Raw genomic sequence first — 13992 nt, forward strand, 5'->3', positions numbered from 1 at the left:
CGTGCATTTTGGCGGCTGCATTCCGGTGACAACTGCACGCTGGAATGATAGGCCGCGCCCATGACTTTGCAGAGCACTCTGATCGCCGAACCTGCAGCGCTTTCGCCCGAGGCGCTTGTCGAGCAACTGGCCCGCGACGGCCGGGCCGCGCAGCGCGTGCTGGCGAAGCTGACGGACGCCGATAAGGCCGCCGCCCTGCGCGCCGCCGCCACGGCGCTGCGCGAGGCGGAAGGGGAAATTCTCGAAGCCAACGCGAAGGACATCGCGGCTGGCGAGGCTAAGGGACTGTCAGGTGCGATGCTCGACCGCCTGCGGCTCGATGCGGCGCGGCTGGCAGGGATCGCCGATGCGGTCGATCAGGTCGCGGGCCTGCCCGACCCGGTGGGCGAGGTGATCGCTTCCAGCGAACGCCCCAACGGCCTCAAGCTGTCGCGCGTGCGCATTCCCATCGGCCTGATCGGCATCATCTACGAAAGCCGCCCGAACGTCACCGCCGACGCTGCCGCGCTGTGCCTGCGCTCGGGCAACGCGGTGCTGCTGCGCGGCGGCAGCGAGGCGATCCATTCCAACCACGCGATCCGTGCCGCCTTCGCGAAGGGTCTCGCCACCGTGGGTCTGCCCGAGGCGGCGATCCAGCTGGTCCCGACGCAGGACCGCGCGGTGGTCGGCGCGATGCTGACGGCGGCGGGCCTCATCGACATGATCGTGCCGCGCGGGGGCAAGAGCCTCGTCGCGCGGGTGCAGGCCGATGCGCGGGTGCCCGTGCTCGCCCACCTCGACGGCATCTGCCACACGTATGTCCATGCCTCGGCCGATGCCGGGATGGCGCGCGACCTGACGCTCAACGCCAAGATGCGCCGCACCGGCATCTGCGGGGCGATGGAGACGCTGCTGCTCGACACCCAGTTCCCCGAGAGCGAATCGGTCGTTGCCGGCCTGCTCGACGCGGGCTGCGAACTGCGCGGCGATGCCCGTGCGCAGGCGCTCGACCCGCGCGTGCTGCCTGCCAGCGAGGAGGACTGGGACACCGAATACCTCGACGCCGTTCTGGCGGTGGCCGTGGTCGACGGCATCGAACCGGCGCTTGAGCACATCGCCGCGCATTCCTCGCACCACACCGATGCGATCGTTACCGAAGACGCGGAATCGGCCGAGCGCTTCCTTGCCGAAGTCGACAGCGCGATCGTGATGGTCAATGCCTCCAGCCAGTTCGCCGACGGTGGCGAGTTCGGCCTCGGCGCCGAGATCGGTATCGCCACCGGCCGCCTGCACGCGCGCGGTCCCGTGGCTCTGGAGGGTCTGACCACCTACAAGTGGCAGGTGCGCGGAACCGGGCAGGCCCGGCCCTGAATCTGGTTCTGAGGCGGACCCGAACCCGCCCCGGCCCCGTCACGGGCCTGCTCGGCGGCAGTTTCAACCCGGCCCACGGTGGACACCGCCGCGTCACCCTGTTCACCGTCGAGGCGCTTGCGCTCGACGAAGTGTGGTGGCTGGTCTCGCCGGGCAATCCGCTCAAACCCAAGGCCGGGATGGCGCCGCTGGCCGCGCGGATGAAGTCGGCGCTGAGGCAGGCACGGGGGGCGAGAATCAGGCCGACCGCGATCGAGCGCGAACTGGGCACCCGATACACCGTCGACACCCTCCGCGCGCTCCTTCACCGCTACCCGAAACGGCGCTTCGTATGGCTGATGGGGGCGGACAACCTCGCCCAGTTGCACCGCTGGAAGGACTGGCGGACGCTGTGCCGACTCATGCCGATTGCGGTAATCGCGCGTCCGGGGTATGATGGCGCTGCCCTCGCGAGCCCCGCGATGGCCTGGCTGGGGAAATTCCGGAGACCCCTGACCAGTCTTCGCGGTCCGGAAGAGTGGAGCGCACCCGCGCTGGTGACATTGCGATTCGACCCCGATACGCGGTCGGCAACGGCGATACGCCAGGCCGATCCGGACTGGGCACGAAGGTTCTCAGATCGACCTTCGCGTGACGCGGTCACGTACCACTTGATCCCCGGAACGGCGGAATGATCGGCTTTCAGGCCATCTTCCCGCATACCCGGCTTACACGGCAAACGATCGAACGCGGCAGGATGGCCTTCATCCTGCCCGGTCGGTTTTGAAAGGAGCAGAACCCAACCAAGATGCCACAGGCAGAACTACAGCCGGAATCAACCGGCGCCACCCCGCTTCCGGTCACGATCGAAAGCGATGATCCGTTGCTGAACCTCGTGCTCTCGTCGCTGGACGACGATCAGGCGCAGGAGCTGGTGACGATCGACCTCGACGGCAAATCGAGCATCGCCGACTTCATGGTGATCGCCTCGGGCCGTTCGACCCGCCAGGTTGCGTCCATGGCGCAGAAACTCGGCGAGCGACTGAAGCAGAACGGCTTCGGCCATCCGCGTATCGAGGGCCTTCCGGCGGCCGACTGGGTGCTCGTCGATGCGGGCAGCGTGGTCGTCCACCTGTTCCGTCCCGAAGTGCGCACGTTCTACAACCTCGAGCGGATGTGGGGCTTCGACGGCCCGTCCGGGGCAGCCTGACCGCTGTCTAGAGGATGATCCTCCGGTCGCGACGGTGACCGGAAAATCGCAAGGAAATCACGCGGGGGTCCTGCTCCGTCCCCGCGTTCCGGCCTGATTGCACCCTGAACCCATGCTGCTGCACATCATCGCTCGCGGAAAGATCGCCCGCTCGCCCGAGGGTGAGATGCTGGATCGCTACGCGAAGCGCATCACCTGGCCGTTCAGGCACAGCGAGCTGCCCGATGTCGGCGGCAAAGTGCCTCCTCCCGCCCATACCCCGGTCCGTGAAGTCCTGCTCGACGAGCGGGGCAAGCTGATGAGCTCGGAAGAGTTCGCCGCGCTGCTCGGCCGCTGGCGCGACGAGGGCGTGCGCGAATGCCGCTTCCTGATCGGCGCCGCCGACGGCCACGGCGACGAGGCGCGGGCGCAGGCCGACCACCTTCTGTGCTTCGGCCGCATGACCTGGCCTCATCTGATGGTCCGCGCGATGCTCGCCGAACAGCTGTGGCGCGCCACCGCGATCCTGGCCGGGCATCCCTACCACCGCTCGGGCTGATGAAGCGCCTGAAGGTCTTCTTCGACGGCGGCTGCCGTCCGAATCCCGGCCCCATCGAAGTCGCAGTGGTGATACGCGGGGTGGCGCATGTCTTCGAGGATTGCGGCTGCGGCACCAACAGCGATGCCGAGTGGCTGGCCCTGATCCATGCGCTGGAGGTCTGCCGGGCGCAGGGTTTGGAGCATGTCGAGCTGATCGGCGATGCGGTGGAGGTTGTGCGTCAGGCCAACCGGGCCTTGCGCGACGGGCATGGCGTGGGGCGGCACGCGGCGCGCTTCCTTGCGCTGGCGGCTCAGGTTCGTCCTGCGCGCATACGGTGGATCAAGCGTCAGCAGAACCTTGCCGGAATTGCGCTGGCCGCGCGCCATCCAAGGTGAAGGCATTTTATCCTCCCTGTTCCGCAGGAATGGGGAGGTGGCAGCGCGAAGCGCTGACGGAGGGGTCTTCTCCCCCTCCACCACCGACTTCGTCGGCGGTCCCCCTCCCCATTCCTGCGGAACAGGGAGGATAAAGGCGCATTTCGTCTCTTCCCGCCTGACTCCGGCTGTCCTAACACGACGCCGTGAAGCCCGCCCACCGCATTCTCCTGACCGTCGCCGCGCTCGGCTCCGTCGCGTTTGCCACGCAGGCGCTGACGCAGCAGGGCGGGCTTGCGGTGCTCGACCCGGCGGTCGATGCGCGGCAGGCGCAGGCGGACATGATCGCCGCCCGGCGCGAAGGTGCAGCGGCTCGCAAGCGGGCGGAAAAGCTGGAGGCACGTGCCCGCGAAGTCACCGAGCAGGCCGAAACCACTGCGCGTGAGGCCGCCGCTATCGCCGCGCGGATTCAGGAAACCGATGCGCAGATCGCCGTGCAGTGCGCGCAGATCCGGCTGATCGCTTCGCAGCGGCAGGGCCTGAGGGCACAGTTGGCGCAGAAGCAGGGGCCTCTGGCGCGACTCACCGGGTCATTGCAGCGGCTGTCGCGGCGGCCTCCGTTGCTGGCCTTGCTGCGGCCGGGTTCGGTACGCGATGCGGTTTACATGCGGGCATTGCTCGACACGATGCTGCCCGAGGTGGAGGCGCGCACGGCGGGCCTGCGGGTAGCGATCGAGCGTGGGCGGGCGCTGGAGCAGCAGGCCAAGGCCGCCGCGGCCGGGCTCTCGCAGGCACAGGCGCAGATGCGCGAGCGACGCGGGCAACTCGCCGCCATCGAATCGCGCCAGCGGCTGGCCGGGCGCGAAGCCAGCGGTATCGCCGCGCGGGAAAGCGACCGGGCATTGGCGCTGGCGGAGAAGGCGCGCGATCTGGGCGATCTGGTGGTGCAGGTCGGCCGGCAAGGGGAACTGCGGGCGAGCCTCGCGGCGCTGCCGGGGCCGATCATGCGGCCCGCCCGGCCGGAGGATGCGCAAGTCATCGGCGCCGGGCAGTTCACGCCGCTGCCCGAGGGATTGTCCAGCTACATGCTGCCGGTGACCGGGCGACTGGTGACCGGATTCGGCGAGGATGCGCCGGGGCAGGCGCGCTCCAACGGGCTGGTCATGGCCCCGCGCGCGCATGCGCAGGCGGTCTCTCCGGCGCCGGGGCGAGTGGCTTTCGCGGGGCCGTATCGCGGCTTCCAGAGCATCGTCATCATCGAGCACGACGGCGGCTGGACCTCGCTTGTCACGGGCCTGGCGCGGCTGGACGTGGCAGTGGGCGCGCAAGTGGTCGCCGGGTCTCCCATCGGCGTGACCGGGCCGGGCGATCCGCGCGTGATGGTCGAGCTGCGGCAGGGCGGGGCGCCGGTCAATCCGCTTCAGTATATCCGGGCATTGTAAGGCGTCGTCCCGGACTTGATCCGGGACCGGTGGCGGTCTTTAGGCACGCGCCGTCGTCAAGGCGCCTCACCGCTTGCAATGCTGTTCACGGCCAGCGGTCCCGGATCAGGTCCGGGACGACGACATGGTTTTTCGGGCAATTAACCTGATGCCTCCTATATGAACGCAAATCCTGCCGTTCCGCTGGCGTTCACGGTCATCGGACGATAGGATGACGGTCATGAACCCCCGCCGGCCACCGCGCCGGACCGACGCATTGAAGAGGCATCACGCCCGATGAAGATTGCCCCGCTAATCCCCCAGCTGTTCAGGGCTACCCTGCTGGTTTCCGCCGTGGCCGTGCTGCCTGTGGCGACCTCTGGCCTGTCGGCGGTGGACACGCGCACCAGTCACGAGTTCGACAAGCTCTTCACGATCTACCAGATCGTGAAGGACAACTATGTCGACCAGGTGAGCGACGACAAGCTGCTCAAGGGCGCCATCGACGGCATGCTGGCCAGCCTCGACCCGCATTCGAACTACCTCGACGGCCAGTCGCTGCAGCGGCTGGAGACGATGATCGACGGCAAGTACACCGGCCTCGGCCTCTCGGTGGTCGAGGATGACGGCGCGGTGAAGATCGTCTCGCCGTTCAAGGGCAGCCCGGCGGAGAAGGCGGGGCTGAAAGCGGGCGACTACATCACCCACCTCGATGGCGTGCTCTATTACGAGCGCGATCTGGACGAGGCGGTATCGAAGATGCGCGGCGAGGCGGGCTCCTCGATCCGCCTGACGATCTTCCGCCCGGGCCGCGACGCGCCGTTCGACGTCACCGTGACGCGCGGCGTGATCGAGCTTGAGCCGGTGACCTGGGAATTCAAGGACAACGTCGGCGTGATCTCGGTCAACGAGTTCTCGCGCGATGTCGGTAACGACGTGAACAACGCCATTTCCGACCTCAAGAAGCAGGCGGCGGTGAAGGGCGGCAAGCTGACCGGCCTCGTGCTCGATCTGCGCTCCAACCCCGGCGGTTCGCTGGACGAAGCGGTGGCGCTGTCCGACCTGTTCCTCGACCATGGCGACATCGTCTCGCAGCGCGGGCGCAACGCGAACGAGAACCAGTTCTACCGCGCCGAATCGGTGTTCAAGGGCGACGTCGCCAAGGGCCTGCCGGTCGTCGTGCTGGTGGACGCGGGTTCGGCCTCGGCCTCGGAGATCGTCGCTGGCGCACTGCAGGACCAGCACCGCGCGGTGATCATGGGCGAGCGCACGTTCGGCAAGGGCTCTGTCCAGTCGTTCCTGCCGCTCGACCAGAACAGCGCGATCAAGATCACGACGGCGCGCTACTACACGCCTTCCGGCCACTCGGTGCAGGAGGGCGGCATCGCCCCCGACATCAAGGTTCCGCAGCTGTCCGATCCCGACGCCCGTGCCCGCGCCGAACGTGCGGTGCGCGAGTCCGACTTGCGCGGCCACCTCATCAACGAGGCGGCGCTCAAGGACAAGGATCTGGAAACCGACAAGCAGGATGATCCGCGCTTCAAGGTGACCGCCGCCGAACTGGAAAAGCAGGGCATCAAGGACTTCCAGCTGCACTACGCGATCTCCACGCTGCAGCGTACGGCGGGCAAGCCCGCGCTTGCCGCCGTTTCCAAGAACTGACGGCAGGGGCACGAAGGGCATGGCCGTTTCCGCCGCACCGTCTGTGCGCGCCGCGCGTATGCTGGCGCTTGGCATTCCCGTCATCGCCTTGGGCGGGGCGCTGGTGAGCCAGTACGTGTTCGGGCTCAACCCTTGCGAGATGTGCTGGTGGCAGCGCTATCCGCACATGCTGGCCATCGTCTTCGCGCTGCTGGCGTTCTTCTGGCGGCCGGTGCGCCCGCTGGTGGCCGTCGCGGCGCTGGCGGTGCTGGTGTCCGGGCTGATCGGCGGCTTCCACGCCGGGGTCGAATATAAGTGGTGGGAAGGCGTGACCGCCTGCACCGCCAGCCCCTTCGCGGCAGGCGGCGATCCGCTCGACGCGATCATGAAGGCGCCGGTGATCCGCTGCGACGTGGCGCCGTGGAGCCTCTTCGGCATTTCGCTGGCGGGCTTCAACTTCCTGTTCTCGACGCTGGGCGCGCTGGCGGTCTTCGCCCTCATCGCCCGCAGCGACCGAAAGGCTTGAGATGAACGCGATGAGTAAGCGCAGCGAACGGATGTTGCGGGTCGATCAGGCGGGCGAATTCGGCGCCAACCGAATTTACGCGGGCCAACTGGCGGTGATGGGCACGCGCGGTCCGCACTCGACCGAGATCGCCGGCATGGCCGCGCAGGAGGCCGAGCATCAGGCGAAGTTCGACGCGATGATCGCGCAGCGCGGCGTGCGTCCGACGCTGCTGCAGCCGGTGTGGTCGGCCGCGGGCTTTGCGCTGGGCGCGGCGACGGCACTGATCGGGCCGGAGGCGGCGATGGCCTGCACCGCCGCGATCGAGACCGAGATCGACCGCCACTATACCGAGCAGCTCGAGGAACTGGGCGACGAAGACCCCGAACTTGGCGCCGCGATCCTGAAGTTCCGCGACGAGGAGCGCGAGCACCGTGATGCCGCGCTGGCGGCGGGCGCGGAGAAGGCCCCGGCCTATCCGCTGCTGTTCCACGCGATCCGCATGGGCTGCCGCGTGGCCATCAAGCTGTCGGAACGGATCTGACCTCTCGCGGGTTGTCTGGTTGTATTTGCCGCGTTTTCCGAGTCATCGGGCGTTTCCACCCGATTAGAAAACGCTCTTAAGCTGTCATTCAACCCGTAGCCTGCCTATATCGGGTGCGACCCGATCATGACGCCTCCGGGCCGATACCTGCTGGAGCCACCGATGACCCGCCTTCTCCTCACTGCTGCAGCTGCCGCTCTTTCGCTGGCCGTCGCGCCCGCCGCATTCGCACAGGACGCCGGGCTTACCGATCCGGGCGGGGAGAAGGTCAACCAGCTGATCATCTACGGCGACGATCCGTGCCCGCAATCGGCCTCGGGCGACATCACCGTCTGCGCGCGCAAGCCCGAGGAAGAACGCTACCGCATCCCCGAGCCGCTGCGCGGCATCGACCAGCCCCAGTCCGAGGCATGGGCGAACAAGGTCCAGGCATACGAAACCGTGGGTCGCTTCGGCACGCAGAGCTGTTCGCCGGCGGGTTCGGGCGGCTGGCTGGGCTGCACGCAGCAGCTCATCAACAGTGCCTATGCGGAAAAGGCTAACGGCTCGGAAGTCCGCTTCAGCGAACTGATCCAGGCCGAACGTGAAAAGCGCCTCTCCACGATTGATGCCGATGCAGCCGCCGACCAGGCGCGGGTCGAGGAAGCGGAGAAGGCCTACTTCGAGCAGCGCCAGCGCCAGGAGGCGCAGCAGGATGCGGCTGCCGGCGCTACCCCGCCGCCGCCAAGCGTCAAGTAAAGCGCCACACCTTCGTCATTGCGAGCGTAGCGAAGCAATCCAGAGCGGTTTCATACTCCCCTGGATTGCTTCGCTACGTTCGCAATGACGAGTTGAGGAGGGTTACGGTTTTGCTGGGGCAGACGCCTCACAAGCCCCTCTTCACCCCCTGAAACCCGAATTCCGCTTGTCTTGGGCGGGCAAACCGGCTGGAACGGCGCCCGACAACATAAGCCAGGCAAGGATACGGGTTCGCGATGGGCGTGACGGGTTCGATCGATTTTTTCCATGCCATCGCGGGGCTGCTCGTCGGTCTGCTGGTCGGACTGACCGGGGTGGGCGGCGGCTCGCTGATGACGCCGCTGCTGGTGCTGCTGTTCGGCGTCAGCGCCAAGACGGCGGTGGGCACCGACCTGCTGTTCGCCGCCGTGACCAAGATCGCCGGATCGGCGGTCCATGGCTCGCGCGAGAGCGTGGAGTGGAAGATCGTGCGCCGCATGGCCATGGGCAGCGTGCCCGCCGCCGTGGTGACATTGCTGGTGATGGCCCGGATGGGTTCGGTCGGCAAGTCCACGGAGCACGTCATTCTCCTCTCGCTGGCCTGCCTTCTGGCGCTGACTTCGCTCGCGGTCATCGGGCGCAAGTGGCTGTTCCGCCATGCCCATGACGGTGCCGCGCAGCGTTCGCCGATAGTGGAACTCGGCGGCACGATCGCGCTGGGTGCGCTGATCGGTGTGGCCGTTTCGGTGTCCTCGGTGGGGGCGGGAGCGATCGGGGTCACCGTGCTCTTCGTGCTCTATCCTCGTCTGCCGGTGGCGCGCATCGTCGGGTCGGACATTGCCCATGCCGTGCCGCTGACGCTGATCGCGGGCACCGGGCACTGGATCATGGGTGACGTCAACGGAACGCTGCTGACCAACCTGCTGATCGGCTCGATTCCGGGCGTGGTGGTGGGCAGCTACCTGTCCTCCCGCGCGCCGGACAAAGTGCTGCAGCCGCTGCTGGCGGCGGTGCTGGCGGTCTCGTCATGGCAACTGTTCGTGAAAGCCAACGCGCCGGAGAAGGTGAAGGTGGACGTCATTGCTCCGGCCAAGGCGGCGGAGGTTCGCTGAGACTTCGTCGTCCCGGACTTGATCCGGGACCGCTGGCCGAGACCGACCCGGCCCACGGCAGGGTGCCTTGCCTATCGCTTACTTCTAAAGACAGCCACCGGTCCCGGATCAAGTCCGGGACGACGAAAATGGAAAAGGCCGGAGCATCAGCTCCGGCCTTTTGTACTTCGGCAGTTCGAGAAGGCCCTCAGGCCAGCGCGATATCCGGCGCGTCTTCCTGCTTCATGCCGACGAGGTGGTAACCCGAGTCCACATGATGCGTCTCGCCGGTCACGCCCGAGGACAAGTCCGACAGGAAGTACAGGCCCGAGCCGCCCACGTCCTCGATCGTGGTGTTGCGGCGCAGCGGCGAGTTCAGCTCGTTCCACTTGAGGATGTAGCGGAAGTCGCCGATGCCGCTGGCGGCCAGCGTCTTGATCGGGCCGGCCGAGATCGCATTGACGCGGATGCCTTGCGGGCCGAGGTCGTTGGCGAGGTACTTCACCGAGGCCTCGAGCGCCGCCTTGGCCACGCCCATGACGTTGTAGTGCGGCACGACCTTCTCGGCGCCGTAGTACGTCAGCGTCAGGATCGAGCCGCCATTCGGCATCATCGCCATCGCGCGCTTGGTCACGGCGACCAGCGAGTAGGCCGAGATGTTCATCGTCATCAGGAAGTTGTCGAGGCTGGTGTCGACATACTTGCCGCGCAGCTCGTTCTTGTCCGAGAAGCCGATGGCGTGGACCACGAAGTCGATCGTCTCCCAGCGCTCCGCCAGAGTGGCGAAGGCGGTGTCGATCGCGTCCATGTTCGACACGTCGCAGTCGATGAGGAAATCGGAGCCGAGGCTTTCCGCCAGCGGCCTCACCCGCTTGGCCAGCGCCTCGCCCTGATAGGCGAAGGCCAGTTCGGCCCCCTGTTCGTGCAGCTTCTTCGCGATACCCCAGGCCAGCGACTTGTCGTTGGCGAGGCCCATGATGAGCCCCCTCTTGCCGTGCATCAGACCGGTCATTCGTTTCTTCCTGTAACCACTTTAATCGTTGGGCCCGTTCGCCGGGCCGGAACCCGCGCCGAATTCCACGGGGACACCTGTACCCTCGTTCGCCTGCGCGAGCGCCGCGTTCAACTCCGCGCCTATGACCATCCCTAAGCCGACAAGCCAGAAAAAGAAAAGCGCGATCATCACTCCGGCGAGGCTTCCGTACGTCAAATCGTACATGAGGAAACTCTGCAACACTTTCGGCAGCGCCCAGGCGACCAGCAGCCACCATAGCGTGACGAACGCCGCTCCGGGCCATTTGCGGTAGCGCCGCTTCTGGTATGCCGAAGGGGTGAGCAGATAGAACAGCAGATAGATCGAGACGAAAATGCCGCCTCCGCTCATCGCCGTAGTGAGCGCCATTTGCTCGGAAAGCGTATCGAGCCGGGGGAACAGCGTCGCCAGCACCGTCTCGGCGGTCGAGAGCAGCACTTGCGAGGACAGCGAGATCAGCAGCAGCAGCACCGAGCCGAAGATCACCGCGCTCGACACCAGCCGGGATCGCCAGAAGCGGTGGCGCTTCTTCGCGTCGTAGGCGCGGTGGAGGATGTCGCGGATGGTCTCGATCAGGCTGCCAGAGGTCCACATGCCCAGGAACCCGCCGATCCACAGCAGCCAGCCATGGCGCGCGGCGGCGACGTCGTGGGCCACCGGGCGCAGCACGTCGCCCACGCGCGGAGGCAGGGCGCGCAGGATGGTGTCGATCGAGGCGCCCATCTGGTCTTGCTCGCCCAGCGCCGAGAGGATCGCGGCCAGCGCGATGAAGAAGGGGAACAGCGACAGCAGGCTCATGTAGGCAAGGTTGCCCGCATGGATGAACCCGTCGTCCCAGGTGCCCGACACGACGCGGCCGATTACGCGGAATGTCCGGGTGCCCGGTCCCGCCTTACGCCGCAGCTTCCTGCTCAGCGCCTCATGGTCAGGATCAGACGCCAAACTTCCCGCGCACGTCGCGGCTGTCGCTCCAGCCTTCGAGGCGGGCGGCGAGGTCTGCATCGCCCTCGGGTAGCGTGATCTGCAGGGTGATCAACTGGTCGCCGCGCGTGCCGTCCTTGCGCGTCATCCCGCGTCCCTTGAGCCGCAGCGCCTTGCCGGAGCTGGAGCCCGCCGGAACCGAGAGCATCACCGCTCCCGAAGGCGTCGGCGCCTTGACCTTGGCGCCGAGCAGCGCTTCGTCCAGCGTGATCGGCAGGTCGAGGCGCAAGTCGTCACCGTCGCGCCGGAAGAAGGCGTGCGGCTGGATGTGGACGGTGACGGTGGCATCGCCATTGCCGCCGGGGCCGGGCTCGCCCTTGCCCGCAAGGCGCATCTGGGTGCCGTCCTCGACGCCTGCGGGCAGCTTGAGGTCGATGGTCTTGCCGTCGGACAGGGTGATGCGCTGGGGCTTCAGTTCCGCCGCGTCGGTCAGCGGCACGGCAAGGCGGTAGTTCACGTTGGCGCCCTTGGGCGCGGCGCGGCCCCGGCCGCCTCCCATGCCGCCCATCCCGGCGCGGCCGCCGCCACCGAAGATGCCGCCGAAGATGTCTTCGAGGTCGATCCCTTCCTCGGCGCCGAAACCGCCGCCGAAGCCGCGCTGGCCGCCGGGACCGCCGCCATAGCCGCCTCCGCCGAAGCCGCCGCCGAAGGGGCTGGCCGGGTTGCCCTCGGCGTCGATCTCGCCCCGGTCGAACTGGGCGCGCTTGGTCTTGTCGGACAGCAGGTCATAGGCGCGCGTCACGTCGTTGAAGCGCGCGGCCGCCGCCGGGTTGTCCTTGTTGGTGTCGGGGTGGAGTTCCTTCGCCAGCTTGCGGTAGGCGGACTTGATGTCCTTTTCGCTCGCACCGCGGGGCACGCCAAGGGTGGTATAGGGATCTGCTGCCATGATGCCCCTAGCTAGGTTGCGTGGCGGGTTTGGACAAGCGCTCTCGCAGGTTGCGCGGAACGTTTGCGTTCCCTAGTTCGCACAGGAGACTTGTCCGCGATCAAGGCCATCTCCCGTGCAACCGGGCATCCGCGCAAGGGTTCCCATCTCGAAACGCAGGAATTCGCACAGTGACCATAGCGCATCCTTCCGAAACCGACGCCCGCGAGGTTATCCCGCATGGCGATCCCTTCGCGCTGTTCACGCAGTGGTACGATGAAGCGCGCGAAACGGAACCCAACGATTCCAACGCAATGGCACTCGCCACCGCGACGCCGGACGGCCAGCCCTCGGTGCGTATGGTGCTGCTGAAGGGCTACGACACCTCAGGCTTCGTGTTCTACACCAATGGCCACAGCCGCAAGGGGCAGGAGATTGCCGCCAACCCGCAGGTCGCGCTGCTGTTCCACTGGAAGAGCCTGCGCCGCCAGATCCGCATCGAAGGCACGCTCTCGTCCGTCAGCGAGGCCGAGGCCGAGGCCTATTTCCATTCGCGCGCCCGCGATTCGCAGCTCGGCGCAGTGGCGTCCGACCAGTCCGCCCCGCTCGATTCGCGTGAAACCTTCCTCGCCCGCTATGAGGACGTGCGTGCCCGCTTCGAGGGCGGCGAGGTCGAGCGTCCCGCGCACTGGGGCGGCTGGCGCGTGCGCCCGCAGGCGATGGAGTTCTGGCACGACCGCCCCTATCGCCTCCACGAGCGCCGCCGCTTCGCGCACGGCCCGGAAGGCTGGGCCAGTTCGCTGCTCTATCCGTGAGCGACGCCTCGGCCTCTTGGGGCGCTCTCAACCGCAGCGCGGCCTTCGCCAGCATCGGCGCGGCGAGCCTGCTGATCGCGATCAAGGGCTGGGCGGCATGGTCCACCGGCTCCACCGCGATGCTGGGGAGCCTGGCCGACACCGCGCTTGACCTCGTCGCCAGCGTGGCGACCTTGCTGGGCGTGTGGATCGCCGCGCACCCGCCCGACGACAAGCACCGCTTCGGCCACGGCAAGGCAGAAGCGATCGCGGCGCTGTTCCAGATCGTGCTGATCTCGATCTCGGCGCTGGGCATCGCCGCGCGCGCGGTGGAGGATTTCTTCGCGGGCGCAAGGGTCGAGGCGGCGGGCACCGGCATCGGCGTCTCGCTAGCGGCGATCGTGGTGACGTTCGCGCTGATCGCCTGGCAGCGCCATGTGATCCGCCGGACCGGCAGCCTCGCGATCGCGACCGACAGCGTGCATTATCAGTCGGACCTGCTGCTCAACGTCGCGGTGATCGCGGCGCTGGTGATCGACCAGTACCTCGGCGTTTCGGGCGCGGACCCGCTGTTCGGCCTCGGCATCGCGCTGTGGCTGGCCTGGGGCGCCTGGAAGGCGTCCGAGGAGGTGCTCGACCAGCTGATGGACCACGAGTGGCCGGCGGAAAAGAAGCAGCGCTTCCTCGAAGTGCTCGCCCGCAACCCGGACATCACCGGAGTGCATGACCTGCGCACGCGCACGTCGGGTAACCGCGACTTCGTGCAGTTCCACGTCTGGGTCGATGCGAACATGACCGTGCGCGAGGCGCACAAGGTGATGGATGCTCTGGAAGCGCGGCTGAAGGCGGAATTTCCCGGCACCGAGATCCTGATCCACCCGGACCCCGAAGGACTGGTTGACGAGGCCGGCGATGCGGGTCTGGACGTGCTGCCGCCGATCCGGGTGGGGTGAGGAGCACAGGAACG

Annotated in this window: 16 protein-coding genes; 13 read left to right on the top strand and 3 right to left on the bottom strand. The window is 67.4% G+C overall.

The genetic code is table 11. The features are described 5' to 3' along the window. Positions 1 to 60: 60 nt before the first annotated feature. The 11 genes from BES08_RS13850 to BES08_RS13900 all read left to right on the top strand — a co-directional run bounded on the left by BES08_RS13850 (position 61) and on the right by BES08_RS13900 (position 9373). Complete coding sequence (locus BES08_RS13850; protein ID WP_008831385.1) at positions 61 to 1350, top strand: glutamate-5-semialdehyde dehydrogenase; 1290 nt, start codon at positions 61 to 63, stop codon at positions 1348 to 1350. Next, positions 1314 to 2024 carry a nicotinate-nucleotide adenylyltransferase gene (locus BES08_RS13855; RefSeq protein WP_083274680.1) on the top strand — a complete coding sequence of 237 codons (711 nt, stop codon included), beginning with the start codon at positions 1314 to 1316 and terminating at the stop codon, positions 2022 to 2024. The genes BES08_RS13850 and BES08_RS13855 overlap by 37 nt, the downstream gene beginning before the upstream one ends. A 113-nt stretch (positions 2025 to 2137) precedes the next feature. Beyond that, positions 2138 to 2539, top strand: coding sequence for a ribosome silencing factor (rsfS, locus tag BES08_RS13860; RefSeq protein WP_008831383.1), 402 nt, complete (start codon positions 2138 to 2140; stop codon positions 2537 to 2539). A 112-nt stretch (positions 2540 to 2651) separates the two neighbouring features. Beyond that, positions 2652 to 3077, top strand: coding sequence for a 23S rRNA (pseudouridine(1915)-N(3))-methyltransferase RlmH (locus tag BES08_RS13865; RefSeq protein WP_008831382.1), 426 nt, complete (start codon positions 2652 to 2654; stop codon positions 3075 to 3077). After that, positions 3077 to 3454 carry a ribonuclease HI gene (locus tag BES08_RS13870; RefSeq protein WP_083274681.1) on the top strand — a complete coding sequence of 126 codons (378 nt, stop codon included), beginning with the start codon at positions 3077 to 3079 and terminating at the stop codon, positions 3452 to 3454. The genes BES08_RS13865 and BES08_RS13870 overlap by 1 nt, the downstream gene beginning before the upstream one ends. A 185-nt stretch (positions 3455 to 3639) precedes the next feature. After that, complete coding sequence (locus BES08_RS13875; RefSeq protein WP_069708642.1) at positions 3640 to 4875, top strand: murein hydrolase activator EnvC family protein; 1236 nt, start codon at positions 3640 to 3642, stop codon at positions 4873 to 4875. 276 nt (positions 4876 to 5151) lie between these two features. Then, the gene (locus BES08_RS13880) at positions 5152 to 6516 is read left to right on the top strand and encodes a S41 family peptidase (protein WP_036525598.1); all 1365 of its coding nucleotides are present in this window, start codon (positions 5152 to 5154) and stop codon (positions 6514 to 6516) included. A gap of 19 nt (positions 6517 to 6535) precedes the next feature. Beyond that, positions 6536 to 7021 (top strand): disulfide bond formation protein B, encoded by a 486-nt coding sequence (locus BES08_RS13885; protein ID WP_008829645.1) that lies wholly within the window; start codon positions 6536 to 6538, stop codon positions 7019 to 7021. Between the two features lies 1 nt (position 7022). Next, on the top strand, positions 7023 to 7544 hold the full coding sequence (locus tag BES08_RS13890) for a demethoxyubiquinone hydroxylase family protein (protein WP_036525597.1): 522 nt from the start codon (positions 7023 to 7025) through the stop codon (positions 7542 to 7544). Positions 7545 to 7706: 162 nt separating this feature from the next. Further along, positions 7707 to 8282, top strand: a complete 576-nt coding sequence (locus BES08_RS13895) for a hypothetical protein (RefSeq protein ID WP_036525596.1) — start codon at positions 7707 to 7709, stop codon at positions 8280 to 8282. A 236-nt stretch (positions 8283 to 8518) separates the two neighbouring features. Continuing rightward, positions 8519 to 9373 carry a sulfite exporter TauE/SafE family protein gene (locus BES08_RS13900; RefSeq protein WP_036525595.1) on the top strand — a complete coding sequence of 285 codons (855 nt, stop codon included), beginning with the start codon at positions 8519 to 8521 and terminating at the stop codon, positions 9371 to 9373. Positions 9374 to 9560: 187 nt separating this feature from the next. Here BES08_RS13900 and fabI read toward each other — a convergent pair whose 3' ends face one another. The 3 genes from fabI to BES08_RS13915 are packed head-to-tail and all read right to left on the bottom strand — an operon-like array spanning position 9561 to position 12252. Continuing rightward, positions 9561 to 10364 (bottom strand): enoyl-ACP reductase FabI, encoded by an 804-nt coding sequence (gene fabI, locus BES08_RS13905; protein WP_036525594.1) that lies wholly within the window; start codon positions 10362 to 10364, stop codon positions 9561 to 9563. Positions 10365 to 10385: 21 nt separating this feature from the next. Then, a complete protein-coding gene (locus tag BES08_RS13910; protein ID WP_069708643.1) occupies positions 10386 to 11327 on the bottom strand; it encodes a YihY/virulence factor BrkB family protein in 942 nt (313 codons plus the stop codon). Then, positions 11317 to 12252 carry a DnaJ C-terminal domain-containing protein gene (locus tag BES08_RS13915; RefSeq protein ID WP_069708644.1) on the bottom strand — a complete coding sequence of 312 codons (936 nt, stop codon included), beginning with the start codon at positions 12250 to 12252 and terminating at the stop codon, positions 11317 to 11319. Before BES08_RS13915 ends, BES08_RS13910 begins: the two co-directional genes overlap by 11 nt. A gap of 170 nt (positions 12253 to 12422) precedes the next feature. On the opposite strand from BES08_RS13915, the gene pdxH reads away from it, so the two are divergent. Continuing rightward, on the top strand, positions 12423 to 13046 hold the full coding sequence (pdxH, locus tag BES08_RS13920) for a pyridoxamine 5'-phosphate oxidase (RefSeq protein ID WP_083274682.1): 624 nt from the start codon (positions 12423 to 12425) through the stop codon (positions 13044 to 13046). Further along, positions 13043 to 13978, top strand: a complete 936-nt coding sequence (locus tag BES08_RS13925; RefSeq protein ID WP_069708645.1) for a cation diffusion facilitator family transporter — start codon at positions 13043 to 13045, stop codon at positions 13976 to 13978. Before pdxH ends, BES08_RS13925 begins: the two co-directional genes overlap by 4 nt. Positions 13979 to 13992: the final 14 nt, after the last annotated feature.

This window comes from Novosphingobium resinovorum (genome assembly GCF_001742225.1).
Lineage (GTDB): Bacteria > Pseudomonadota > Alphaproteobacteria > Sphingomonadales > Sphingomonadaceae > Novosphingobium > Novosphingobium resinovorum_A.